At 61.2% G+C, this 22,779-nt stretch carries 24 protein-coding genes; 7 read left to right on the plus strand and 17 right to left on the minus strand.

Annotation, left to right across the window (positions count from 1 at the left end):
* Positions 1-23 precede the first annotated feature (23 nt).
* The gene (gene pgeF / locus OSC50_RS20455) at positions 24-749 is read right to left on the minus strand and encodes a peptidoglycan editing factor PgeF (protein ID WP_266245932.1); all 726 of its coding nucleotides are present in this window, start codon (positions 747-749) and stop codon (positions 24-26) included.
* Positions 746-1,708 carry a 23S rRNA pseudouridine(1911/1915/1917) synthase RluD gene (gene rluD / locus OSC50_RS20460; RefSeq protein ID WP_024073341.1) on the minus strand — a complete coding sequence of 321 codons (963 nt, stop codon included), beginning with the start codon at positions 1,706-1,708 and terminating at the stop codon, positions 746-748. The genes pgeF and rluD overlap by 4 nt, the downstream gene beginning before the upstream one ends.
* 149 nt (positions 1,709-1,857) lie before the next feature.
* Between rluD and OSC50_RS20465 the strand changes: the two genes are divergently transcribed.
* Positions 1,858-2,883, plus strand: coding sequence for an outer membrane protein assembly factor BamD (locus OSC50_RS20465; protein ID WP_169867962.1), 1,026 nt, complete (start codon positions 1,858-1,860; stop codon positions 2,881-2,883).
* A gap of 127 nt (positions 2,884-3,010) precedes the next feature.
* Entirely contained in the window at positions 3,011-3,244 is a 234-nt protein-coding gene (locus tag OSC50_RS20470; protein WP_181079631.1) for a PP0621 family protein, read from the plus strand.
* Here OSC50_RS20470 and thiO read toward each other — a convergent pair.
* The 5 genes from thiO to pilV all read right to left on the minus strand — a co-directional run bounded on the left by thiO (position 3,231) and on the right by pilV (position 6,544).
* The gene (gene thiO / locus OSC50_RS20475) at positions 3,231-4,340 is read right to left on the minus strand and encodes a glycine oxidase ThiO (RefSeq protein ID WP_266245931.1); all 1,110 of its coding nucleotides are present in this window, start codon (positions 4,338-4,340) and stop codon (positions 3,231-3,233) included. The genes OSC50_RS20470 and thiO overlap by 14 nt on opposite strands.
* A 62-nt stretch (positions 4,341-4,402) precedes the next feature.
* Positions 4,403-4,804, minus strand: coding sequence for a type IV pilin protein (locus OSC50_RS20480; protein WP_266245930.1), 402 nt, complete (start codon positions 4,802-4,804; stop codon positions 4,403-4,405).
* A 12-nt stretch (positions 4,805-4,816) separates the two neighbouring features.
* Positions 4,817-5,347 (minus strand): pilus assembly PilX family protein, encoded by a 531-nt coding sequence (locus tag OSC50_RS20485; protein ID WP_266245929.1) that lies wholly within the window; start codon positions 5,345-5,347, stop codon positions 4,817-4,819.
* 7 nt (positions 5,348-5,354) lie between these two features.
* On the minus strand, positions 5,355-6,062 hold the full coding sequence (locus tag OSC50_RS20490) for a PilW family protein (protein ID WP_266245928.1): 708 nt from the start codon (positions 6,060-6,062) through the stop codon (positions 5,355-5,357).
* The gene (gene pilV, locus OSC50_RS20495) at positions 6,059-6,544 is read right to left on the minus strand and encodes a type IV pilus modification protein PilV (protein WP_266245927.1); all 486 of its coding nucleotides are present in this window, start codon (positions 6,542-6,544) and stop codon (positions 6,059-6,061) included. Before pilV ends, OSC50_RS20490 begins: the two co-directional genes overlap by 4 nt.
* 207 nt (positions 6,545-6,751) lie before the next feature.
* On the opposite strand from pilV, the gene OSC50_RS20500 reads away from it, so the two are divergent.
* Entirely contained in the window at positions 6,752-7,333 is a 582-nt protein-coding gene (locus tag OSC50_RS20500; RefSeq protein WP_266245926.1) for a GspH/FimT family pseudopilin, read from the plus strand.
* Here the strand turns inward: OSC50_RS20500 and ispH are convergent.
* The 6 genes from ispH to murJ form a co-directional block, all read right to left on the minus strand.
* A complete protein-coding gene (gene ispH / locus OSC50_RS20505) occupies positions 7,287-8,234 on the minus strand; it encodes a 4-hydroxy-3-methylbut-2-enyl diphosphate reductase (protein ID WP_181079625.1) in 948 nt (315 codons plus the stop codon). The two genes, OSC50_RS20500 and ispH, sit on opposite strands and share 47 nt — an antisense overlap.
* A gap of 125 nt (positions 8,235-8,359) precedes the next feature.
* On the minus strand, positions 8,360-8,797 hold the full coding sequence (gene fkpB, locus OSC50_RS20510; RefSeq protein ID WP_181079659.1) for an FKBP-type peptidyl-prolyl cis-trans isomerase: 438 nt from the start codon (positions 8,795-8,797) through the stop codon (positions 8,360-8,362).
* A gap of 7 nt (positions 8,798-8,804) precedes the next feature.
* Positions 8,805-9,314: a signal peptidase II gene (lspA, locus tag OSC50_RS20515; protein ID WP_181079624.1), complete on the minus strand. Its 510-nt coding sequence runs from the start codon at positions 9,312-9,314 to the stop codon at positions 8,805-8,807.
* Positions 9,307-12,138 carry an isoleucine--tRNA ligase gene (gene ileS / locus OSC50_RS20520; protein ID WP_266245925.1) on the minus strand — a complete coding sequence of 944 codons (2,832 nt, stop codon included), beginning with the start codon at positions 12,136-12,138 and terminating at the stop codon, positions 9,307-9,309. Before ileS ends, lspA begins: the two co-directional genes overlap by 8 nt.
* 14 nt (positions 12,139-12,152) lie before the next feature.
* On the minus strand, positions 12,153-13,091 hold the full coding sequence (gene ribF / locus OSC50_RS20525) for a bifunctional riboflavin kinase/FAD synthetase (protein WP_253510404.1): 939 nt from the start codon (positions 13,089-13,091) through the stop codon (positions 12,153-12,155).
* Between the two features lie 119 nt (positions 13,092-13,210).
* On the minus strand, positions 13,211-14,749 hold the full coding sequence (murJ, locus tag OSC50_RS20530) for a murein biosynthesis integral membrane protein MurJ (RefSeq protein ID WP_181079621.1): 1,539 nt from the start codon (positions 14,747-14,749) through the stop codon (positions 13,211-13,213).
* Between the two features lie 252 nt (positions 14,750-15,001).
* Here murJ and rpsT point away from each other — a divergent pair, with 252 nt between their 5' ends.
* Entirely contained in the window at positions 15,002-15,280 is a 279-nt protein-coding gene (gene rpsT, locus OSC50_RS20535) for a 30S ribosomal protein S20 (RefSeq protein ID WP_016976313.1), read from the plus strand.
* Between the two features lie 219 nt (positions 15,281-15,499).
* Here rpsT and OSC50_RS20540 read toward each other — a convergent pair whose 3' ends face one another.
* On the minus strand, positions 15,500-15,985 hold the full coding sequence (locus tag OSC50_RS20540) for an FKBP-type peptidyl-prolyl cis-trans isomerase (protein WP_181079620.1): 486 nt from the start codon (positions 15,983-15,985) through the stop codon (positions 15,500-15,502).
* Here OSC50_RS20540 and OSC50_RS20545 point away from each other — a divergent pair.
* The 3 genes from OSC50_RS20545 to yihG all read left to right on the plus strand — a co-directional run bounded on the left by OSC50_RS20545 (position 15,984) and on the right by yihG (position 19,353).
* Positions 15,984-16,274 (plus strand): DUF3565 domain-containing protein, encoded by a 291-nt coding sequence (locus tag OSC50_RS20545; protein ID WP_181079619.1) that lies wholly within the window; start codon positions 15,984-15,986, stop codon positions 16,272-16,274. The two genes, OSC50_RS20540 and OSC50_RS20545, sit on opposite strands and share 2 nt — an antisense overlap.
* A 79-nt stretch (positions 16,275-16,353) precedes the next feature.
* A complete protein-coding gene (gene pta, locus OSC50_RS20550) occupies positions 16,354-18,453 on the plus strand; it encodes a phosphate acetyltransferase (protein ID WP_253510400.1) in 2,100 nt (699 codons plus the stop codon).
* Entirely contained in the window at positions 18,454-19,353 is a 900-nt protein-coding gene (gene yihG, locus OSC50_RS20555; RefSeq protein ID WP_181079617.1) for a 1-acylglycerol-3-phosphate O-acyltransferase, YihG family, read from the plus strand.
* A 110-nt stretch (positions 19,354-19,463) separates the two neighbouring features.
* Here yihG and cysN read toward each other — a convergent pair whose 3' ends face one another.
* From cysN to cysD, 3 genes are all read right to left on the minus strand, one after another.
* Positions 19,464-21,362, minus strand: coding sequence for a sulfate adenylyltransferase subunit CysN (cysN, locus tag OSC50_RS20560; RefSeq protein ID WP_181079616.1), 1,899 nt, complete (start codon positions 21,360-21,362; stop codon positions 19,464-19,466).
* A 53-nt stretch (positions 21,363-21,415) separates the two neighbouring features.
* Complete coding sequence (locus tag OSC50_RS20565; protein WP_094065252.1) at positions 21,416-21,757, minus strand: four helix bundle protein; 342 nt, start codon at positions 21,755-21,757, stop codon at positions 21,416-21,418.
* A gap of 104 nt (positions 21,758-21,861) precedes the next feature.
* A complete protein-coding gene (cysD, locus tag OSC50_RS20570) occupies positions 21,862-22,779 on the minus strand; it encodes a sulfate adenylyltransferase subunit CysD (RefSeq protein ID WP_003208447.1) in 918 nt (305 codons plus the stop codon).

Below are 22,779 nucleotides of genomic sequence, written 5' to 3' on the forward strand. Positions count from 1 at the left end.
CAGTTGACGTAGATCAGGAGAGTCTAGCGCTCAAGCCAGATAAGGGAGGCGAATCGACCCGTACGAGGACTGCGGCGATAAGAGAAGAAGCGCGGATCGGTGACGGTGCACAAACCGCCACCATAGACCGCCTTGATGCCCCGCACAGCCAGGCGCAGGCGCGCGAGTTGATAGATGTCGGCCATGAACTTGCCAGGATTGCGGCTCGGCGTGAACGCCTGGGCGGTCGCCGGCAGTTGTTGCATGAACACTTCACGCACCTCCGGCCCGACTTCAAACGCCTGCGGGCCAATCGCCGGGCCCAGCCAGACCAATACATCGGCAGGCTCGACGCACAGGCTATCGACCGTCGCCTCCAGCATGCCGGCCGCCAGGCCGCGCCAACCGGCATGGGCGGCGGCCACGCGCGTTCCGGCGCGGTTACAGAACAGGGCCGGCAGACAATCGGCGGTCATTGATGTGCACGCGATACCTGGCGTGCCGGTCCAACTGGCGTCGGCCTCGACAGTACGGCCGGGATCGGCTTCGACCACGTTCACGCCGTGGACCTGACGCAGCCAGGCTGGCTGGATATCGAAGGTTTGGGAGAGACGCCGGCGATTTTCCAGGACCGCCTCCAGGCTGTCCTCGACATGATCGCCCAGATTGAGGCTGTCGAACGGCGCCAGACTGACGCCGCCCGCACGGGTGGTGACGCAGGCCTTGACCTGAGCCGGCGCGGGCCAGTCAGGCATCAGCCAGTCATTCATCCGATAAATGCCTCGCGGTCCTGCTTGAGCAGTGACAGCAACCACACCAGATCGTCCGGCAGCGGCGATTCCCAGCTCATGCGCTTACCGCTCGTCGGATGATCCAGTTCCAGGAACCGTGCATGCAGCGCCTGACGAGGGAAGGACTTGAGCGATTCAACCATGGTCGCGCTGGCCGCCGGCGGAATGCGGAAGCGACCGCCGTAGGCCGGATCGCCGACCAACGGGAAGTTGATATGGGCCATATGCACACGAATCTGGTGGGTGCGACCGGTTTCCAGCTTGACCCGCACATGGGTGTGGGACCGAAAACGCTCCAGCACACGGTAGTGGCTCACGGCCTGCTTACCACCTTCCATCACCGCCATACGCTGGCGCTGCTGGCCGTGGCGGCCGATAGGGGCGTTGATCTTGCCACCGGCCACCACCACGCCGATCACGATGCACTCGTAGATCCGGCTGACGCTGCGACTCTGCAACTGGGTGACCAATTGAGTCTGGGCCTGGATGGTCTTGGCGACCACCATCAAGCCGGTGGTGTCCTTGTCCAGTCGGTGCACGATGCCGCAGCGCGGCACATTGATGATGTCCGGTACGTGGTGCAGCAGGGCATTGAGCAAAGTGCCATCAGCGTGCCCGGCCGCCGGGTGTACCACCAGGCCTGCGGGTTTGTTGATGACCAGGATGTCGTCGTCTTCATAGACGATATCCAGCTCGATGTCCTGGGCAACCCACTCTCCCTGGGCTTCCTGCTCGGCAGTCAGCTCAAGAATCGCGCCGCCATGGACTATGTCTCGCGGGCGGATAACCGCTCCATCCACAGTCAGGCGGCCGTCTTTGATCCAGGCGGAAAGGCGCGAGCGCGAGTGCTCAGCGAATAATTGTGCGGCGACTTGATCGAGGCGTTGGCCGCCCAATTCGGACGGCACCTCTGCGCGAAGTTCAATTTTATCGGACATGCTCAGACTAGGCGTGGCACAGCCTTTGGTTTCGGCTGCGCGCTTGTGGTTAAATACGGCGTCTTTTGCCCCGAGGCTTTCAACGGGGCGCTCATCATAACAGGACGGCCCCGCCCAAGACAGCGGCCGTCATAGGGACGCAAGCCGCCATGCAAGTGAAACACCTGCTGCTGATCGCCATCCTCGCCATGACTGCTGCTTGCTCGTCAACAAAGGAAGTCGTCGACGAAAACCTGAGCGAAGTCGAGCTGTACCAACAGGCTCAGAAAGACTTGGACAATAATAGCTACACCAGCGCCACAGCCAAGCTGAAGGCACTGGAGTCGCGCTATCCGTTCGGGCGCTACGCTGACCAGGCCCAACTCGAGCTGATCTACGCCAACTACAAGAACGCCGAGCCGGAAGCCGCCAAGTCCGCCGCCGAGCGTTTCATCCGTCTGCACCCGCAGCACCCGAACGTGGACTACGCCTACTACATGAAGGGCCTGACCTCGTTCGACCAGGACGTGGGCCTGCTGGCGCGCTTCCTGCCGCTGGACATGACCAAGCGCGACCCGGGCGCGGCGCGCGACTCGTACAACGAGTTCGCCCAACTGACCAGCCGTTACCCCAACAGCCGCTACGCGCCGGACGCCAAGCAGCGCATGATCTACCTGCGCAACCTGTTGGCGTCCTACGAGATCCATGTCGCTCACTACTACCTGACCCGTCAGGCGTACGTCGCTGCCGCCAACCGCGGCCGCTATGTGGTGGAGAACTTCCAGGAAACCCCATCCGTGGGTGATGGCCTGGCTGTGATGACCGAGGCCTACCAGCGCCTGCACCTGGACGAACTGGCCACTACCAGCCTTGAAACCCTCAAGCTTAACTATCCGGATCATCCGAGCCTGAAGGACGGCCAGTTCGTGCCCCAGGTTGCCGAAGCCGACAATCGCTCGTGGCTGAGCAAGTACACCCTGGGCCTGATCGAATCCCGTCCACCGCTGCCGCCGGGCGAAACCCGCGCCAACCAGGATGTGATCAAGCAGTTCCAGGACGCCAAGGACGCCATTCCTTCGGACCTCAAGCCCCACGACGAGAACGGCGACGTGATCGAAGAGGAAGAACCGCAGGCCCTGGGCAACAACCAGGACCGCTCGTGGTTCAGCTACATGACCTTCGGCGTCTTCGACTGACCCGTCGGCGTAAGGCAAAAAAGGGAGCTCTTCGGAGCTCCCTTTTTCATGGGCCGGCATTATTGCTCTGTGCGCTTGCCACGTCCTTGGCTAAACTGGCGCATTCCCTGTAAAGAAACTGCCCATCATGCTTCGTCTTCTGTTCTGGATCGCCGTCATTGCTGCCGCAGTATGGTTCTGGCGCAAGTTCAAAAGCCCGGCCGCCAGGCAGCAGCGCGCCAGCGAGCCGAATGCAGCGCTGATGGTGCGCTGCGCCCACTGCGGCGTGCATGTGCCGCAGGATCGAGCCCTGAGCCTGCGCCAGGAGTGGTATTGCACCCAAGCGCACCTGGAACAGGGGCCGAAGTCTATCCAGCGTTGAGCCGGCCTTCGGGTGCATAAGGCGCCGGGTCGATAATCGGCGTTCGCCCCAGCAACAAGTCGGTAAATAGCTGGCAGGAGGCTGGCGCCAACACCAGGCCATTGCGGTAATGCCCGCAGTTGAGCCACACCCCCTCGAAATTCGGAACCTGGCCAATAAAGGGAATGCCTTCCGGCGAGCCGGGCCGCAAGCCGGCCCAGTGCCCTACCACTTCAGCGTCCGCCAGCGCGGGGATCAGCTCGACGGCGGAAGCTTTAAGGCTTTGCAGCGCAGTGTCGGTAGGCGCCTTATTAAAGCCTTCGTGTTCCAAGGTACTGCCAATGAGAATATGCCCATCCCGTCGCGGAATTGCATAACGGCCCTTGGCCAGGACCATGCAGGACAGGAAGTCCGAAGCACACTTGTACAGAATCATCTGGCCCTTGACCGGCTCAACCGGCAGCGACAAGCCCAACGTACCCAGCAGTTCCCCGCTCCATGCCCCGGCCGCCAGTACTACCGTATCCCCAAGGATCGGACCATCAGCTGTATTAACACCCACTACGCGACCATGCTCCACGACAAAACCGGCAACCTCGCAGTGTTCGCGAACCGTCACGCCAGGCAACGCCAGCAGTGCGGCCTTGAGGGATTTGACCAGGCGCGGGTTACGCACGTTGGCCACATCGGCCATGTACAGCGCCTGGGAATACCCGTCGCCCAACACGGGGACGGCATCATGGGCGGCCGATACATCCACCTTGCTCAGCGGGCGCCCCTCCCGCGCGGCCCAGGCCAGGGCCTCAGCCTCGTCGTCCAGATCGAGCCAGTACAAGCCGGTGACGTGAACCTGCGGGTCGACGCCCGTCGCGTCAAACAGGCGTTCGGCCAATTGCGGGTAGAAATCCTGCGACCAATGGGCCAACGCCGTGACCGCCGGGCTGTAGCGCCACGGATACAGCGGCGAAACAATGCCGCCGCCTGCCCATGAAGACTCCTGCCCTACGCCGGCGCGCTCCAGCAGCACCACCGCCTGGCCCTGGTTCGCCAGGTTGAACGCCGTCAACAAGCCGATGACTCCGCCACCGACAATCACTACCCGCTGTTGCTTAGCCATCATTTGATCCAGCCGATAAATAGGAACAAGCGCACCCGGCGCCCAATCATCCAGCATTTGCATCATTGCCCCCAGCACGCCTGGCGTGACATCTCCGGCTGCGCACCTGGATTGCTCCTCGCGCCGGTGCTGGTCAGGCTGAATTCGCCGCAAGCGTCGCCGACCATGAGCGAGTCAGCCACAGGCGTAGCCAGCAGATGGAAATCCCGAGGGTTCAATACGACGGTGATTCTATAGCGATCATTACCGGCACTGACGCCGCCTGCATCAATAAAAGTGCCGTTCCTGGTATAAAAACGCTCCAGCTCGTGTGCCTGCTCAGTCAGTAAGGCGACGATCTGCGCACGGTAGGCTTTTCTCACATGGCCGGTGTAACCGGGGTACGCAATCCCGGCCAGCAGCGCGATGAGCACCACGCCGACCAGCAGCTCAATCAGGGTAAAACCTCGGCTTTCCTTGCCCATTGCATTTGCTCCTTATTGAAGTTGCCGCCAGGACACCCGCCGAAACCGTGAGCCGCCCTCCCCATCCACCCGTGCATACACGCTTTCCAGCACGGTGCGCGACTGACCATTGAGGCCCACTGCCGTCACGCGATAGAGCGCGGCCGGTGTCAGCGCCGGTAAATGCACAATCCCCACGCCAGTACCCAATGACTGAACGCCATAAAGACCGCCCTTAATCGCGACCCAGGTAATCGCCGAAACCGGGTGCGTCCCAGCATTCATGACTGTTAACGCCTCTTCCGGCGGGGCGCAGGTGACCGGCGAAGAACACGGCGGCAACCCCACGCCGCTGCGCCGTATGCTCCACTCTCCAAACCTCAAGCCGCTCTCGGCGCTTTGCAGCGACTGGTTGCGATGCCAGAAGCTGGCGGCCATTTTTTGCTGGGCCACCACCGCTTGCATCGAGGAAAGGCCGATCAGCGATAACAGCAGCAGGAAAACCAGGCTGAACAGCAGCACCATGCCTGCCTGGCGAAGATGAATACTTGCGGTGCGCTCCATGGCCGCCCTACCCCAGACGATTACGCAGCGCCGCAACGACACTGTACGTTTGATCCTTGACGCGAGCGGTCGGGTCCTGCAGCGTCATTTGAATACGCACGCTGCGTATCAACGAGTCGTCGGCCGGGCTGGCGTCGTAACGAGCCACCTGCGTCGATGCCGGGGCGGCGGCCACGCCGAAACTGATCTCGAACGCCCGCACGTTATCCACCAGCACCGCCTTGGCTGGCGCGGCCGGCGTACTGACCTTCAATTGACCCGCTTCGTAGGTGTAGGTGAGTTGGCGTACCGCGAAACGCATCTGCCCAGGGCCGGGAACAGGTGAATGCCCGGCATAAGCCTGGGCGGTGCCCGTACAGTCGGAGAGCACCGTCCAGTCCGGCCTGCCGGCGCCGTCACCTACGCTGGCGGTGACCAGGGTCAGCGATTTGGAACCTGCAACGGCGCTCCAGCTTACGGGCCGATCAAAGGCCGGTGGAGCGTGCTCGATGCCAGCGCTGGCCAGGCAACCGAACATGCCGACCTGGCGAATATCCTGAACCATCTTGCCGAGTGCGAACCGCGCATCGTCCTGCAACAACATCGCTGCCTGTTGGCTGGCGTGTGTCATTCGGGAAGAGATTGCAACCTGGCTGACGCCAGCCACCAGCACCCAGCCCAGCGTCATGGCCAGCAGCAACTCCACCAGGCTGAAACCGCGAATGAACGGGTTCATCGCATGCTCTCCACATCGGCGTCGAGGCGACTGGTCAACGTGAAGGTTTCGCGCGTGCCGGGGATGCCGGTGCCTCGGCTGTCATCCCAACTGATACTGACAGTCACGTCATGAGCATTGACGACCACCGCCCCTGCGCCGCTCTCCCCGGCGAACCCCAGGATATTGGCCTCGAAATCGTGCAGGTCGAGGTCGCGCACGCTCGCGCCGGCAACACTGGCCGGGGCCCGCGCGGCACGGCCCCACGCGTAGTCGGCACCGGCGTTGGCACGGATTCGGTCGAGCATATCGTTGGCAATAAAGCTGGCCTGGCTGGTCATTCTCGAACTGTCGGTGGACTTCAACGCGCTGAGTTGGATAACCGCCGCGCCCAGCAGGCCAACGCCAAGAATCAGTACCGCTACCAGGACCTCGATCAGTGTCGTGCCGGCTTGGTGCCGAGGTAATGCAACAAAAAAATAAGCGTTGGAATAAGCGAGCATCACCATCGTCATCCGTGTCGAGGGTCGAAAGAGAGCAGGCAAAAACCTGCTGTGTGACCCAAGACTAGCGCCAGCTTTTCGCCCGTGCCGCGCCAGGAACAAAGGGAAATACTTTGGACATAAAGGCCATCATCCAAGGCCGAGCCCCAGGCGCTATACCTTGGTCTGCACCTGACATATTCAGCCGCGTCCACGGAGGGACAACCCATGAAACAACGAGGATTCACCCTGATCGAATTGCTGCTCGGGCTGATCGTGAGCGGTATTCTGGCTCACATCACCGTACCCGGTTTCAAGCACCTGCTGGAATCACAGCAGCGGCAAGGCGCAGCACACTCATTGGCGAACGGACTGCGCTTCGCACGCGCCGAGGCCATCGCACGCAATCGACCGGTGGTCATTCATGCCCTGAACAGCGATTGGAGCCACGGTTGGCGGATCATTGTCGACGTGAGCGGGCGCGGCCATCTGGACGATGACAACCCGATCCTGCTGGAGCGTCAGGACAACGGACGCATACCGCTTGTAGGCAACGGGCCGTTGAAGAACCAGGTACGCTTCAGCGGGCTGGGCGAACCGGTATTTTCGTGGGGAGGGTTTCGCGCCGGCACCGTGCATGTGTGCGACACGCAAAACGCCCTCAGCCTGCACCAGATAGTGCTGGCGCCCAGCGGGCGCATCAGCCTGCGCAGCGATAAGGCCGAACAGGCCTTGTGCCGCGGTTACTCGGGCAACCTCGCGCTCAGAGCAGCGAGCGAACCCGCAGTTCCTTGGGCATGGAGAAAGTAATGTTTTCCTCACGCCCGGCCAGCTCATCGGCGCCGGTCGCACCCCACGCGTGCAATTGCTGGATAACGCCACGCACCAGCACTTCCGGGGCTGAAGCACCCGCCGTGATGCCAATACGCTCAATGCCATCGAACCAATCGCGCTGCAGGTCTTCGGCACCGTCGATCAGGTACGCCGGGGTGGCCATGCGCTCGGCCAACTCACGCAGGCGATTGGAGTTGGAGCTGTTCGGGCTGCCAACCACCAGGACAACGTCGCACTCATCGGCCAATTGCTTGACCGCATCCTGGCGATTTTGCGTGGCGTAGCAGATGTCGTCCTTGCGCGGCCCGCCGATCGCCGGAAAGCGCGTGCGCAGGGCGTCGATGACGCGGCTGGTGTCGTCCATGGACAAGGTGGTCTGAGTCACGAACGCCAGACGCTCCGGATTGCGCACCTGCAGGTTGGCCACGTCCTTCTCGTCTTCGACCAGGTAGATGGCGCCACCGTTGCCGGCGTCATACTGGCCCATGGTGCCTTCAACTTCCGGGTGGCCGGCATGGCCGATCAGAATGCATTCGCGGCCGTCGCGGCTGTAACGCGCCACTTCGATATGAACTTTGGTGACAAGTGGGCAGGTGGCATCGAAGACTTTCAGGCCTCGGCCCGCCGCTTCGCTGCGCACGGCCTGGGAAACGCCATGGGCGCTGAAGATAACGATAACGTCGTCCGGCACCTGGTCGAGTTCCTCGACGAAGATCGCGCCGCGGGCGCGAAGATCTTCGACCACGAACTTGTTGTGCACGACTTCGTGACGCACATAAATCGGTGGCCCGAAGACTTCCAGAGCGCGGTTGACGATTTCGATCGCCCGGTCCACGCCGGCGCAGAAGCCACGGGGGTTGGCGAGTTTGATTTGCATGCTGTGCCTCGTGCCTGGCGCTTGGTCAGAGTTGACGCTACTGAACTGTCAATGAAGATCAAAGGTGGGAGGGGGCTTGCCCGCTCCCACACCAGCCCGCTCCCGTATTTAAATCGGGGCGTTGATCAAAGTGCTTTAACGTCGATGATTTCCACATCGAACGTCAAGGTTTTACCGGCCAACGGGTGGTTGAAGTCGATGGTCACTTGCGCGTCATCGAACGTCTTGACCACGCCTGGCAACTCGGTATTCGCCGCATCGTTGAAAATCACCAGCAGGCCTTCAGACAGCTCCATGTCCTGGAACTGCGAACGCGGGATGATCTGCACATTCTGCGGATTGGGCTGGCCAAACGCGTTTTCCGGCTGGATCTGCAGGGTACGCTTGTCGCCGGCCTTGAAACCGAACAAGGCGGCTTCGAAACCCGGCAGCAGGTTACCGTCGCCGACCTTGAAGGTCGCCGGAGCCTTGTCGAACGTGCTGTCGACCGTATCGCCGTTTTCCAGGCGCAGTGCGAAATGCAAAGTGACTTCCGTGTTCTGGCCGATGCGTTGCTCAGCCAATACCTGTTCAGTCATTGACGGTCTCTCCGGTTTTCTTACTTTTGAACATATCCAGCGCCAGCATGATTGCACCGACGGTGATCGCGCTGTCGGCGAAGTTGAACGCCGGGAAATAGTGGCGGTTCTGCCAGTGCACCAGGATGAAGTCGATCACATGGCCCAGGGCAATACGGTCGTACAGGTTACCCAACGCGCCACCCAACACCAGGGCCAAGGCCACGGCCAACCAAGTGTCATCGCGGCCCAGGCGCTTGAGCCAGACCACCAGCACCGCACTGACCACCACCGCGATCAGGGCGAACAGCCAACGCTGCCATCCGCCGCTGTCGGCGAGGAAGCTGAACGCCGCGCCAGTGTTGTAGGCCAGGGTCCAGCTGAAGTAGTCAGGGATCACTACGATTTGCTGGAACATTTCCAGGGAGCCTTCGAAGTGAGCCTTGCTGACCTGGTCGATGACCAGCACCAGCAGACTCAATACGAGCCAACCCAGACGTCCGAAACGGCCGGCGTTAGGCATAGTGGCGAACCTCACCGGCACCGCTGATATTGTCGACGCAGCGACCGCAGATTTCCGGATGCTCGGGGTTCACGCCGACATCTTCACGGCAGTGCCAGCAACGGGCGCACTTGGCGAAGGCCGACTTGACCACTTTGAGCTTCAAGCCAGGCACTTCGGTAGCCACGGCATCCGCCGGAGCCTGGGCGAACGGCGCCAGGCTGGCGGTGGAAGTGATCAACACGAAACGCAGCTCGTTGCTCAACTTGGCCAGATCGGCGCTCAGGCCTTCTTCGGCAAACAGCGTGACTTCGGCCTGCAGGTTGCCACCGACGGCCTTGGCCGCGCGCTGAACCTCCAGCTCCTTGTTCACCGCAACCTTGACCGCCATCACGCCTTCCCAGTACTCACGGCCCAATTCGAAGTCAGCCGGCAGTTCTGTCAGCCCTTCGTACCAGGTGTTGAGCATCACGGACTCGTTACGCTCGCCCGGCAGATACCCCCACAGTTCGTCGGCGGTGAAGGCCAGGATCGGCGCGATCCAGCGCACCAGCGCTTCAGAGATGTGGTACAGCGCGGTCTGCGCCGAACGGCGCGCCTTGCTGTTGGCGCCGGTGGTGTACTGGCGGTCCTTGATGATGTCGAGGTAGAAACCGCCCAGCTCCTGCACGCAGAAGTTGTGGATCTTGGAGTAGACGTTCCAGAAGCGGTATTCGCCGTAATGTTCCTGCAACTCGCGCTGCAGCAGCAGGGTGCGGTCCACGGCCCAACGATCCAGGGCGAGCATGTCCTCGGCCGGCAGGATATCGGTGGCTGGGTTGAAACCGGTCAGGTTCGACAGCAGGAAGCGTGCGGTATTACGGATACGACGGTAGGCATCGGCGCTGCGCTGCAGAATCTGCTCCGACACGGCCATTTCGCCGGAATAGTCGGTAGACGCCACCCACAGACGCATAATGTCGGCACCCAGGGTGTCGTTGACTTTTTGCGGCGCGATCACGTTGCCCAGGGACTTGGACATCTTGCGGCCGTTTTCGTCGACGGTGAAGCCGTGGGTCAGCAGTTCGCGGTACGGCGCGTGGTCGTCGATGGCGCAACCGGTCAGCAATGAGGAGTGGAACCAGCCACGGTGCTGGTCCGAACCCTCCAGGTACAGGTCGGCGCGCGGGCCGGTCTCATGCCCCATCGGATGCGAGCCGCGCAATACGTGCCAGTGCGTGGTGCCGGAGTCGAACCACACGTCGAGGGTGTCGCTGATCTTGTCGTACAGCGGCGCTTCGTCACCCAGCAGCTCGGCGGCGTCCAGTTTGAACCAGGCCTCGATGCCTTCCTGTTCAACGCGCTGGGCCACTTCTTCCATCAGTTCAACGGTGCGCGGGTGCAGCTCGCCGCTTTCCTTGTTCAGGAAGAACGGGATCGGCACGCCCCAGTTGCGCTGGCGGGAGATGCACCAGTCCGGGCGGTTGGCAATCATCGAGTGCAGGCGCGCCTGGCCCCAGGCCGGGATAAAGCCGGTGCCTTCGATGGCCTTGAGGGCACGATTGCGCAGGTTGTCGCCGGCCACCGGTTCTTTGTCCATGCCGATGAACCACTGCGCGGTGGCGCGGTAGATCAGCGGCGTCTTGTGGCGCCAGCAGTGCATGTAGCTGTGCTGGATAGTCGCGGTCTGCATGAGTGCGCCAACGTCGCGCAGCTTGTCGATGATGGCCTTGTCAGCCTTGAAGATGAACTGGCCACCGAAGAACTCCAGCGACGGCACATAGACGCCGTTGCTTTGCACCGGGTTGATGATGTCATCGTTGACCAGGCCGTACTTCTTGCAGATCACAAAGTCGTCCACGCCGTAGGCAGGCGAGCAGTGAACCACACCCGTACCCGAACCCAGCTCGACGTAATCGGCCAGGTACACCGGCGACAGACGGTCATAGAACGGATGACGGAAGTTGATCAACTCCAGCGCTGAACCGGTGGTGGTGGCAATCACCGAACCTTGCAGCTCGTAGCGCGCCAGGCACGCCTCGACCATTTCCTCGGCCAGCACCAGCAGGCGATCACCGACGTCCACCAGGGCGTAGGTGAATTCCGGGTGCACGTTCAGCGCCTGGTTGGCGGGGATGGTCCACGGGGTGGTGGTCCAGATCACGATGGCCGCCGGCTTGGCCAGGCTGGCCAGGCCGAACGCATTGGCCAGCTTGGCCTCGTCCGCGATCGGGAAGGCCACGTCGATGGTCGAGGACTTCTTGTCTTCGTACTCAACTTCAGCTTCCGCCAGGGCCGAGCCGCAGTCGAAGCACCAGTTCACGGGCTTGAGACCCTTGAACACGAAACCGCCTTTGACGATCTCGGCCAAGGCACGGATTTCACCGGCCTCGTTCTTGAAGTCCATGGTCTTGTAGGGGTTGGCCCAGTCGCCCAGGACACCCAGGCGGATGAACTCGGACTTCTGCCCTTCGATCTGTTCGGTGGCATACGCACGGCACAGTTCGCGTGTCTTGTCCGCGCCCAGGTTCTTGCCGTGGGTCACTTCGACTTTGTGCTCGATCGGCAGGCCGTGGCAGTCCCAACCTGGAACATAAGGTGCGTCGAAACCCGACAGGGTTTTCGAGCGGACGATCATGTCCTTGAGGATCTTGTTCAGCGCATGACCGATGTGAATCGTGCCGTTGGCGTAAGGAGGGCCGTCGTGCAGGACGAATTTCGGACGATCCTTGCCAATTTCGCGCAACTTTCCGTACAGGCCAATACTGTCCCAGCGCTGCAGGATCTGCGGTTCGCGCTGTGGCAGGCCGGCCTTCATTGGGAAGGCGGTGTCCGGAAGGTTTAGCGTGGCTTTATAGTCGGTCATTTAAGGCTCTTCGGTTAGCGATGGGCGCTAGGTGCGGCTAGTGCACGGGCGGCGGCGACATCCGCATTGATCGCCGTTTTCAACGCCTCGAGGGAGGCGAAACGCTGCTCTTCACGCAGCTTCTGGTGGAAAACCACCGTCAAACGCCGGTCATACAAATCACCGGCAAAATCCAAAAGGTGAACTTCCAGGTGGGCCTTGCCATCACCTGCAACCGTGGGTCTGACGCCTATGTTGGCGACTCCCGGCCACGATTGACCGTCGATGTCGACGCTGACCAGGTAAACCCCGGTCAGCGGCACACGGCGGCGCTTGAGTTGCACGTTGGCGGTCGGCGTGCCCAATTGGCGCGCCAGCTTCTGGCCGTGCAGTACCCGCCCGGCGATGCGGAACGGGCGACCGAGCAAACGCTCGGCCAAGGCGAAGTCGGCGGCGGCCAGGGCATTGCGCACCTGCGTACTGCTTACGCGCAGGCCGTCCAGCTCGACGGTTTGCGCGGCCTCGACGGTAAAGCCCTGGCGGATGCCGGCCTGTTGCAGAAAGTCGAAATCCCCAACCCGGTCGCAGCCGAAACGGAAGTCGTCGCCGACCTCCAGATGCTGCACACCCAGGCCATCGACCAGGATGCGGTCGACGAACTCGGCAGCGCTGAGACTTTGCAAACGCTGGTTGAAGGCCAGGCAGAGGACACGGTCCACGCCTTCTTCGGCCAGCAGCTGGAGTTTGTCGCGCAGGCGCGCCAGACGAGCCGGCGCGGTCTCGGGGGAGAAGAACTCCCGCGGCTGCGGCTCGAAAATCACCACGCAGCTGGGCACGCCCAACTCGACCGCACGCTCGCGCAGCCTGGCCAGGATAGCCTGGTGGCCACGGTGAACACCGTCAAAGTTGCCAATAGTGGCGACGCAGCCCCGATGCCGGGGGCGCAGGTTGTGGAGACCTCGAACCAGCTGCATAACGCGCTTCTTGCTCATAAAGTGGTCGATTATAACCACACACTGCCCCGGACGACAGGCAACAGCGCAGGGCAAATGGGTCGAATCGATAAAACACCGGTTTTATCGCGGCAAACTCTCTAACTCAGCGACTTGCGATTGAAATCCCGCAGCCGGAAACCTTGCAGTAATAACATCCCGAAGTACACCACTACCCCAGCGACCACCAGCACGCCCAGGCGCATGAAGCGTTCGAGCATATGGCCCTGGTCCCAGGCGGGCATGAAGTGCATCAGCCCAAGCAACACGGCGCACATCATCCCCACCGCCACCAGCAGTTTGACCGCGAACATCCCCCAGCCTGGCTGCGGCTGGAACATCTGCTGTTTGCGCAGTTGGTAGAACAGCAGGCCGGCGTTGATGCAGGCGCCCGCGCTGATCGCCAGGGCCAGACCGGCATGGGCCAGCGGGCCGATAAACAGCAGGTTGAGCAACTGCGTGACGATCAGCGTGAAAATCGCGATTTTCACCGGCGTGCGAATGTTCTGCTGGGCGTAGAAGCCCGGCGCCAGCACCTTGATCACAATGATGCCGAGCAGGCCGACGGAGTAGGCGATCAGCGCGCGCTGGGTCATCAGGGCGTCATGGGCGTCGAATTGACCATATTGGAACAGCGAGACTGTCAGCGGCTCAGCCAGAATGCCCAGCGCCAGGGAACACGGCAGCACCAGCACGAAGCACAGGCGCAGGCCCCAATCGAGGATGCGCGAGTATTCCTGGCGGTCCTTGTTGGCGTAGGTTCGCGCCAGGGTCGGCAGCAGGATTGTGCCGAGTGCCACGCCCAGCACACCGGAGGGCAACTCCATCAGACGATCGGCGTAATACATCCACGAAACTGAACCCGATACCAGCAACGAAGCGAACGCGGTGTTGATGATCAGGGAAATCTGACTGACCGACACGCCAAGGATGGCCGGCAACATATTGCGCATGACACGCCAGACGCCGGTGTCCTTGAGGTTCAGGCGCGGCAGCACGAGCATGCCGATCTTCTTCAAATGCGGCAGCTGGTAAAGCAATTGCGCCAGGCCACCGGCCAGCACCGCCCAGCCCAGCGCCATCACCGGCGGATCGAAGTACGGGGTGAGGAACAGCGCAAAGATGATCATGCTGACGTTAAGCAGCGTTGGCACGAAGGCCGGTACCGAGAAACGGTTCCAGGTATTGAGGATGGCCCCGGCCAGGGAAGACAGGGAAATCAGCAATATATAAGGAAAGGTCACGCGCAGCAGGTCGGTGGTCAGCGCGAATTTTTCCGGGGTGTCGGCAAAGCCGGGCGCCGTGGCCCAGATCACCCACGGTGCGGCGAGCATGCCCAGGGCGGTCACCAGCATCAATACCAGGGTCAGCAGGCCCGAGACGTAGGCAATAAAGGTGCGCGTCGCCTCTTCGCCCTGCTGGGTCTTGTACTCCGCCAGAATCGGCACGAACGCCTGCGAGAACGCCCCCTCGGCGAAGATGCGCCGCAGCAGGTTGGGCAACTTGAACGCGATAAAGAAGGCATCCGTGGCCATGCTGGCGCCAAAGATGCGCGCCAGCAGGGTGTCACGCACGAACCCCAGAACCCGGGAAATCATCGTGATAGAGCTGACGGCAGCCAGCGATTTGAGCAGATTCATTGAAAGAGTTTGCGCCTATGATAAAGAGCAGGCGAACTGTGCGCCCACTTATGCGATACTGCGCGCCTGCAACAGCACAGCGCCAAAGCTCGCGAGTTTACAGGTCAAGCGCCGGAAATAAATCACCCGCCTCTTAAGATCGACCACTCAGCAGTTCGCATCTGCCGCCCTTGACAACCCATCAAGTCATCGGCATGATTCGCGGCCTATTTTGTTTGCTATTTCCTAAAAAGTCTTTCGAGGAGCTCGACGGTGGCCAACACACCTTCCGCCAAAAAACGTGCAAAACAGGCTGAGAAGCGTCGCAGCCACAACGCCAGCCTGCGTTCCATGGTTCGTACCTACATCAAGAATGTAGTTAAAGCCATCGACACCAAAGACGCTGAAAAAGCTCAAGCAGCCTACGTTCTGGCTGTGCCGGTTATCGACCGTATGGCCGATAAAGGCATCATCCACAAGAACAAGGCCGCTCGCCATAAGAGCCGCCTGAATGGCCACATCAAGGCTCTGAGCGTTGCTGCTGCAGCCTGAGTGGTAACAACTGCAACGCAGCCCAGCTTGCGTAACAGTTAAGAAATGCCCCGTACCGAAAGGTCCGGGGCATTTTTGTTTGTGCCTGAAAATCATCGCAGCTCCACCGGTGGGAGGGGCAAGTCCTCCCACATTTTGATCGCGGTGTATTTTCGGGCACAAAAAAAACGCCCCGAACCGGTCGGGGCGTTTTTTGCTACCGCTTGATCAAAACATCAATCAATGGTGATGACCGCCTTCACCGTGGACGTGACCGTGGGCCACTTCTTCCTGGGAAGCGTCGCGGATGGCAACGATCTTCACTTGGAAGTTCAGGCGCTGGCCAGCCAGGGGATGGTTGCCGTCGACGGTAACGTCGTCGCCGTCCAGGTCACGGATTGTGACGATCTGCATTTGACCGTCCGGCGCGGAAGCGTGGAACTGCATGCCCACTTCCAACTCATCAACACCTTCGAACATGCTGCGGCTCAGGGTGCTGACCAGTTCGGCGGAGTATTCGCCGTAGGCATCTTCAGGCTCCACGGCAACGTTCAGCTCATCGCCAACGCTTTTGCCTTCCAGTGCCTTTTCCAGGCCTGGAATGATGTTACCTGCGCCTTGCAGGTAGACCAGCGGCGCGCCGCCGGCTGAGCTGTCGATGACCTCACCAGCGTCGTTGGTCAGGGTATAGTCGATGGAGACAGCCTTGTTAGCGGCGATCGTCATGGGGCGAGACCTTTTGCATAAGAATGAAGAACGGACAAGTCTAAACAAGGATTTGCCCGAAAGCGAACAGAACCCGGACGGACGGGACCGACCAACGGTCTCCCGCATCCTCGGCTTCCACCTGGACGTCGAGCAGCAATGGGTTGTCGAGCTGTCCTGCGGCCACACCCAGCACCTGCGCCACCAGCCACCCTGGCAATCCCGCGCCTGGGTACTCGACCCGCTGCAACGCAGCAAAAAAATAGGCCAGCGCTTTGCCTGCGGCTGGTGTGCGCAAGCCCACGAATAGCGATAACCTTGGCACCTGATTCCCGGCAGGCGCTCAGTCATAGAGCGCCACCGAAGCCATGCACCTCCAGAGAATTCGCATGCAGACTTTTTTTATCGCGCCCACCGATTTTGGTGTGGGTCTGACCTCCATCAGCCTCGGGCTGGTGCGCACCCTCGAACGAGCCGGGCTGAAAGTCGGCTTCTTCAAACCGATTGCCCAACCTCACCCAGGCGATACCGGCCCCGAACGCTCCACCGAGCTGGTGGCGCGCACCCACGGCCTCAAGCCGCCACAGCCCCTGGGCCTGGCCCACGTAGAGCGGATGCTCGGGGACGGCCAGCTCGATGAGCTGCTGGAAGAAATCATCACCCTGTATCAGCAGGCCGCCGTGGGCAAGGATGTGCTCATCGTCGAGGGCATGGTGCCGACCCGCAGCGCCAGCTATGCCGCACGGGTCAACTTGCACCTGGCCAAGAGCCTGGATGCGGAAGTGATCCTGGTCTCGGCCCCGGAAAACGAAGTACTCACCGAGCTGTCCGGCCGCGTGGAACTGCAGGCCCAACTGTTCGGCGGGCCGAAAGACCCGAAAGTGCTCGGCGTAATCCTCAACAAGGTGCGCACTGACGAAAGCATGGAAGCCTTCTCGGCGCGCCTCAAGGAACATTCGCCCTTGCTGCGCAGTGGCGATTTCCGCCTGTTAGGCTGCATTCCCTACCAGCCTGAACTCAATGCCCCGCGCACCCGTGACGTCGCCGACCTGATGGGCGCACAGATCCTCAATGCCGGCGACTACGAAACCCGGCGCATGACCCGCATCATCATCTGCGCCCGCACCATGCGTAACACCGTGGAACTGCTCAAGCCCGGCGTGCTGGTGGTGACTCCCGGGGACCGCGACGACATTATCCTGGCCGTCAGCCTGGCCGCCATCAACGGCGTGCCCCTGGCCGGGTTGCTGCTGACCAGCGACACCCTGCCCGACCCGCGCATCATGGACCTGTGCCGCGGCGCCTTCCAGGCCGGGCTGCCGGTGCTGTCGGTGAGTACCGGCTCCTACGAGACCGCCAACCTGCTCAACAACCTGAACAAGGAAATTCCCATCGATGACCGCGAGCGCGCCGAGATCATTACCGATTTCGTCGCCGGCCATCTCGATGCACGCTGGCTGCACCAACGCTGCGGCACGCCGCGGGAGATGCGCCTGTCGCCGGCGGTGTTCCGCTACCAGTTGATCCAGCGCGCCCAGGCCGCCAACAAGCGCATCGTCCTGCCCGAAGGCAGCGAGCCGCTGACCGTGCAGGCCGCCGCCATCTGCCAGGCTCGCGGCATTGCGCGCTGCGTGCTGCTGGCCAAGCCGGCGGACGTGGAAGCCGTGGCCCGTGCCCAAGGCATCGAATTGCCCGAAGGACTGGAGATTCTCGACCCGGACCTGATCCGCGAGCGGTACGTCGAGCCCATGGTGGCGTTGCGCAAGAGCAAGAGCCTCAATGCGCCGATGGCCGAGCAGCAGTTGGAAGATACCGTGGTTATCGCGACCATGATGCTGGCCCTGGATGAAGTCGACGGGCTGGTATCCGGGGTTATCCATTCCACCGCCAATACCATCCGCCCGGCCTTGCAGTTGATTAAAACCGCACCGGGTTGCACGTTGGTGTCGTCGGTGTTCTTCATGTTGTTCCCCGAACAGGTGCTGGTGTACGGCGACTGCGTGATGAACCCGCACCCCAGCGCCGCCGAACTGGCGGAAATTGCCCTGCAGAGCGCCGACTCGGCGCAGGCGTTCGGCATTACCCCGCGCGTGGCAATGATCAGTTACTCCAGCGGCGACTCGGCCAGCGGCGAAGAAGTCGAGAAAGTCCGCGAAGCCACTCTGCTTGCCCATGAACAGCAAAGTGCACTGTTGATCGACGGCCCGCTGCAATACGACGCCGCCGCCAACGAAACCGTGGCGCGGCAACTGGCGCCCAACAGCCCGGTCGCCGGCAAGGCCACGGTATTCGTGTTCCCGGACCTGAACACCGGCAACACCACCCACAAAGCGGTGCAGCGCAGCGCCGACTGCGTAAGCCTGGGACCGATGCTCCAGGGGCTGCGCAAACCGGTCAACGACCTGCCGCGCGGCGCCCAGGTCGACGACATCGTGTACACCATCGCACTGACTGCGATCCAAGCCGCCAACCGACCTATGGATATCTAAATGCTGGATTTTCTGCCTGCCGCCGTACGCGGGGTGATCGCATCGCTGTTGCTGGCGCTGAACACAATTCTGCTGTGTTCGTTCCTGTTCGTCGTGGCGCTGTTCAAGGCCCTGCCCTTCGCCAAGCGCTTCAGTGAATGGCTGATGAACCACACCCATGAGGCCTGGGTCACCAACAATAAGGGCTGGATGAACCTGGTCCGGCACACGCGCTGGCACGTGTCCGGCCTTGAAGGCCTGGACTACCAGCATTCCTACCTGGTGACCAGCAATCACCAGAGTTGGGTCGACATCATGGTGCTGCAATATGTGCTCAATCGTCGCATTCGCCCGCTCAAGTTTTTCCTCAAGCAGGAGTTGATCTGGGTGCCGGTGATTGGCCTGGCGTGGTGGGCGTTGGGCTTTCCCTTCATGAAACGCTACACCAAGGCCTACCTGGAAAAACACCCGGAGAAGAAAGGCAAGGACCTGGAAACCACCCGCAAGACCTGCGCGAAGTTTCGCGACAACCCGGTGGGCATCTTCAATTTCGCCGAAGGCACGCGGTTTACGCCGGGCAAGCATGCGCAGCAAAATTCACCGTTTCGCTACCTGCTCAAGCCCAAGGCCGGCGGTATCGCGTTTGTGCTGGATGCCATGGGCGAACAGTTGAAGTCGCTGGTGAACGTGACTATCCACTACCCCGCCGGGCGCCCCGGGTACTGGGACTTGCTATGCGGGAAGGTGAAGGACGTGGTGGTGCGGTTTGATGAGGTGCAGATCCCGCGTGAGTTCATCGGCAAGAACTATGAGCAGGATGGGGAGTATCGACTGGCGTTCCAGGGGTGGATCAACCAACTGTGGGAAGAGAAGGATGCGTTACTGGACAAGCTACATAAAGACTTCCCAGACAAACGATAATCAAAAGGTGGGAGAGGGCTTGCCCTCAATAGCAGTGTGTCAGTCAATACCTCTGTCACGGGTACATCGCTATCGGGGGCAAGCCCCCTCCCACATTTGACTGCGCGAGCTTAGATCGCGCCGCGCTGACGCAACAGTTCCAGCACTTGCTTGACGCTGTCTTCCAGCGACAGGGCCTGGGTGTCGATGACCAGGTCGGCGTTCAACGGCACGTCGTACGGGAAGGACTCGCCAGGAATGTTATCCCCACCGGCGGCATACAGGCCTTGCGGATCGCGCTCGGCGCACACCAGCGGCGACGCCTGCACGTAAACGGTCAGCAGGCGGTCGCTGCCAATCAGCGCCTTGGCCTGTTCACGACCTTCGGCGTCCGGTGCGACGAACGCGGCCAGGGTCAGCAGGCCGGCTTCGTTGAACTGACGCGCCACATGCGCGGCACGCCGCCAGTTCTCGGTACGCCCGGCGCGATCCTGCGGCAGCCCTTTGTTGAGGTCGTGGCGCAGGTTCTGGCCATCCAGCACGAACACGGCACGGCCCATATCGAACAGCTTGCGCTCGACCGCATAGGCCAGGGTGCTCTTACCGGCGCCCGACAACCCGCTGAACAACACCGTAGCCGGTTGCTGGCCGAAGCGCAGCGCGCGCTCTTCGGTTGCCACATGGGCCAACTTGCCGTGGTGCGACGCACCGCCATGGTTCACCGGCGGCGCGATGATCATGCCGGCCGCCACGGTGCCGTTGGTCAGACGATCAATGACAATGAAGGCGCCGGTGGTGCGGTTGCTGTCGTAACCGTCCAGCGCGATGGCGGCGTCGAGGCTGACCTTGACGCGGCCGATCTCGTTCAACTGCAACGAACTCGCCGGGCCTTCGGCCAGGGTGTTCACGTCCACGCGGTGCACGATGCTGGTGATGGAACCCGGCACGTAACTGGTGGCGCGCTTGATGTCGTATTTCTTGCCCGGCAGCATCGGTTCTTCGGCCATCCACACCAGCATGGCATCGAAGGCGTCGGCCACCTGCGGCACGTTGTCGGCATGCACCAGCAAGTCGCCGCGCGAGATGTCGATCTCGTCTTCCATGGTCAGGGTCACCGCCTGGCCGGGGCCGGCGTGCTCCAGCTCACCTTCGAAGGTGACGATGGATTTGACGCGGCTGCTCTTGCCCGACGGCAGCACCACGACTTCGTCGCCCTTGTGCACGATGCCGCTGGCCAGGGTGCCGGCGAAGCCACGGAAGTTCAGGTTCGGACGGTTGACGTACTGCACCGGGAAACGCAGGTCGGTGTAGTTGCGGTCGTTGGCGATCTCGACGGTCTCGAGGATCTCCATCAACGACTGCCCGGTGTACCAGGGCGAACGCTCGCTCTTGTTGACCACGTTGTCGCCCTTGAGCGCCGACATCGGCACGAACGCCATGGTGCTCGGCTTGAATGCGATGCCGTCGGCGAACTTCAGGTAATCGGCCTTGATCGCCTCGAAGACGTTTTGGTCGAAGCCGTTGATATCCATCTTGTTGACGGCGATCACGATGTGCTTGATGCCCAGCAACGAGGCGATGTAGCTGTGGCGACGGGTCTGGGTCTGCACGCCATAGCGCGCGTCGATCAGAATGATCGCCAGGTCACAGGTGGACGCACCCGTAGCCATGTTGCGGGTGTACTGCTCATGGCCGGGCGTGTCGGCGATGATGAATTTGCGCTTGGCGGTAGAGAAGTAGCGGTAAGCCACATCAATGGTGATGCCCTGCTCACGCTCGGCCTGCAAGCCGTCGACCAGCAGGGCCAGGTCGATATCGTCACCGGTGGTGCCGGACTTCTTCGAATCGCGGGTAATGGCTTCCAAGTGATCTTCGTAGATCATCTTGGAGTCGTGCAGCAGGCGCCCGATCAGGGTGCTCTTACCGTCGTCGACGTTGCCACAGGTCAGGAAGCGCAACATTTCCTTGCGCTCGTGCTGGCCCAGGTAGGCGAGGATGTCCTCGCTGATCAAATCAGATTGATGGCTCATTGGGTTCAAGCTCCGAGCTGTAAGCTTCAAGCGGCAAGCTTGTCGGCGTACAGCTAGTCAGAAATTTTGTTGATCAGGCCGCAGAGCATTTTTGAGAGCTCGCGAGTTTCTGTAATCCAGTTTTCAGCCAGCGGGCGGGCGATGTAAGCAATGTCGCTACCGATGAGAATCTGTGTCCGTAACTCACCACAAGAAGCCTTCGCTATCCAAAGAAAACGCGCCTTTTCTTTAGCACTGCGACGCTCCGTACCCTCAGCAATATTGGAGGGCACCGAAAGTGCAGAGCGAGTGATCTGGTCCTTAAAACCAAGATCCCTGCATTGCGCCAACTCCCGGTAAACTCCCACCGCTAAACATTTGCTTCTCTGCCAAACGACCAACTTCTCGAAGTCCATTACGAGTCACTCGATAGCGGCTCGCAACAACCGGCTGCAAGCACCAAACCGCCAAATTACGCATACCGCCTTTAACTTGCAGCTTGCCGCTTGTAACTCGAAACTTAAAAGTACCCCTGCCGTTTTTTATCTTCCATGGAGCCGGCGCCATCATGGTCGATGACCCGGCCCTGGCGCTCGGAAGTTCGCGTCAGGAGCATTTCCTGAATGATGTCCGTCAGCGTTTCGGCTTCGGACTCCACCGCGCCCGTCAACGGGTAGCAGCCAAGAGTACGGAAACGGACTTTCTTTTTGACGATACGGGCTTTGTCTTCGTCGGACAGGTGCTCAAGGATGCGGTCGTCGTCGATCATGATCAACGTGCCGTTCTTCTCGATCACCTCACGCTCGGCGGCGAAGTACAGCGGCACGATCGGGATGCCTTCCAGGTAGATGTACTGCCAGATGTCCAGCTCGGTCCAGTTGGACAGCGGGAACACGCGGATCGACTCGCCCTTGTTGACGTTGCCGTTGTAGACGTTCCACAGCTCCGGACGCTGGTTCTTCGGGTCCCAGCGGTGTTTGCTGTCGCGGAACGAGTACACGCGCTCTTTGGCGCGGGATTTCTCTTCATCGCGACGGGCGCCGCCGAATGCTGCGTCGAAACCATACTTGTCCAGGGCCTGCTTGAGGCCCTCGGTTTTCATGATGTCGGTGTGCTTGGCGCTGCCGTGGGTGAACGGGTTGATGCCCTGCGCCACCCCATCCGGATTGACGTGGGTGATCAACTCCAGGCCCAGTTCTTCGACCATTTTGTCGCGGAACTTGTACATCTCCTGGAATTTCCAGCGGGTGTCGACGTGCATCACCGGGAATGGCAGCTTGCCCGGGAAAAACGCCTTGCGTGCCAGGTGCAGCATCACGGCGGAGTCTTTACCGATCGAGTAGAGCATCACCGGGTTGTCGAACTCGGCGGCGACCTCGCGGATGATGTGGATGCTTTCCGCCTCCAGCTGTTTCAGATGCGTCAGTTTGTCGACCAT

This window comes from Pseudomonas quebecensis (genome assembly GCF_026410085.1).
Taxonomy (GTDB): Bacteria; Pseudomonadota; Gammaproteobacteria; order Pseudomonadales; family Pseudomonadaceae; genus Aquipseudomonas; species Aquipseudomonas quebecensis.

Coding starts and splice junctions, on each gene's coding strand:
- ribF (WP_253510404.1), bottom strand. CDS start 13,091: ATGCAGCTGGTTCGAGGTCTCCACAACCTGCGCCCCCGGCATCGGGGC.
- ileS (WP_266245925.1), bottom strand. CDS start 12,138: ATGACCGACTATAAAGCCACGCTAAACCTTCCGGACACCGCCTTCCCA.
- pta (WP_253510400.1), top strand. CDS start 16,354: ATGCAGACTTTTTTTATCGCGCCCACCGATTTTGGTGTGGGTCTGACC.
- OSC50_RS20565 (WP_094065252.1), bottom strand. CDS start 21,757: ATGGACTTCGAGAAGTTGGTCGTTTGGCAGAGAAGCAAATGTTTAGCG.
- OSC50_RS20465 (WP_169867962.1), top strand. CDS start 1,858: ATGCAAGTGAAACACCTGCTGCTGATCGCCATCCTCGCCATGACTGCT.
- OSC50_RS20540 (WP_181079620.1), bottom strand. CDS start 15,985: ATGACGATCGCCGCTAACAAGGCTGTCTCCATCGACTATACCCTGACC.
- OSC50_RS20545 (WP_181079619.1), top strand. CDS start 15,984: ATGGGGCGAGACCTTTTGCATAAGAATGAAGAACGGACAAGTCTAAAC.
- rluD (WP_024073341.1), bottom strand. CDS start 1,708: ATGTCCGATAAAATTGAACTTCGCGCAGAGGTGCCGTCCGAATTGGGC.
- OSC50_RS20480 (WP_266245930.1), bottom strand. CDS start 4,804: ATGGGCAAGGAAAGCCGAGGTTTTACCCTGATTGAGCTGCTGGTCGGC.
- OSC50_RS20470 (WP_181079631.1), top strand. CDS start 3,011: ATGCTTCGTCTTCTGTTCTGGATCGCCGTCATTGCTGCCGCAGTATGG.
- pgeF (WP_266245932.1), bottom strand. CDS start 749: ATGAATGACTGGCTGATGCCTGACTGGCCCGCGCCGGCTCAGGTCAAG.
- pilV (WP_266245927.1), bottom strand. CDS start 6,544: ATGCTCGCTTATTCCAACGCTTATTTTTTTGTTGCATTACCTCGGCAC.
- cysD (WP_003208447.1), bottom strand. CDS start 22,779: ATGGTCGACAAACTGACGCATCTGAAACAGCTGGAGGCGGAAAGCATC.
- OSC50_RS20485 (WP_266245929.1), bottom strand. CDS start 5,347: ATGGAGCGCACCGCAAGTATTCATCTTCGCCAGGCAGGCATGGTGCTG.
- thiO (WP_266245931.1), bottom strand. CDS start 4,340: ATGGCTAAGCAACAGCGGGTAGTGATTGTCGGTGGCGGAGTCATCGGC.
- cysN (WP_181079616.1), bottom strand. CDS start 21,362: ATGAGCCATCAATCTGATTTGATCAGCGAGGACATCCTCGCCTACCTG.
- OSC50_RS20490 (WP_266245928.1), bottom strand. CDS start 6,062: ATGAACCCGTTCATTCGCGGTTTCAGCCTGGTGGAGTTGCTGCTGGCC.
- ispH (WP_181079625.1), bottom strand. CDS start 8,234: ATGCAAATCAAACTCGCCAACCCCCGTGGCTTCTGCGCCGGCGTGGAC.
- murJ (WP_181079621.1), bottom strand. CDS start 14,749: ATGAATCTGCTCAAATCGCTGGCTGCCGTCAGCTCTATCACGATGATT.
- yihG (WP_181079617.1), top strand. CDS start 18,454: ATGCTGGATTTTCTGCCTGCCGCCGTACGCGGGGTGATCGCATCGCTG.
- lspA (WP_181079624.1), bottom strand. CDS start 9,314: ATGCCTAACGCCGGCCGTTTCGGACGTCTGGGTTGGCTCGTATTGAGT.
- OSC50_RS20500 (WP_266245926.1), top strand. CDS start 6,752: ATGAAACAACGAGGATTCACCCTGATCGAATTGCTGCTCGGGCTGATC.